The following is a 456-nucleotide window of genomic DNA, read 5'->3' as shown; positions in this document are numbered from 1 at the left end:
CAGTAAAGCAACGAGAAGTATAAGAAGGCATGTTTAAAAAACTTCGTTTTTTTGAAGTTTTTCGAGATATGTAAAATCACTTCTACAGTATTAGTCCGTGTACTGTAGAACACTGTTCCCGAAAGATAATAAACGGATCCACTTGTCGGGCATTGTTTTTGCATCATCATGGACGAATGGAATCCTCACAGGAACTTCGCCATCTAATGACTGATGTGGACGTAGAAAGTTGAAGCAGGCAGTAAAGCAAGCGACATGAGCACGTGCACCATTTTGAGATTTAAATCCATGGGTGCCACGGTAATTGCCTTTGTAAGTCCGGTTCAATCGTTCGATGATTTGTTTAAGGGGCCTATATTGTCTAGATACTTCGTCCTCGTTGGTTAAACCAATGACTTGAGTGATATCGAAGTTCAGGCCGTGTTGGGCCAGGAAATGTTGTGCCAGTTTGTAAAT

1 protein-coding gene is annotated in these 456 nt (G+C 41.2%); it reads right to left on the bottom strand.

Going from position 1 to position 456, the window contains the following annotated elements; genetic code table 11:
- Nucleotides 1-90 precede the first annotated feature (90 nt).
- Nucleotides 91-456: integrase core domain-containing protein (locus ACYQ2O_RS12835; RefSeq protein WP_459771446.1), on the bottom strand; the 366-nt coding region annotated here is incomplete at its 5' end.

The sequence above is a fragment of the Alkalibacterium sp. m-11 genome (assembly GCF_054658155.1).
The sequence above is the reverse complement of the archived record's forward strand: the minus strand, read 5'-3'. Positions and strand labels throughout refer to the sequence as shown.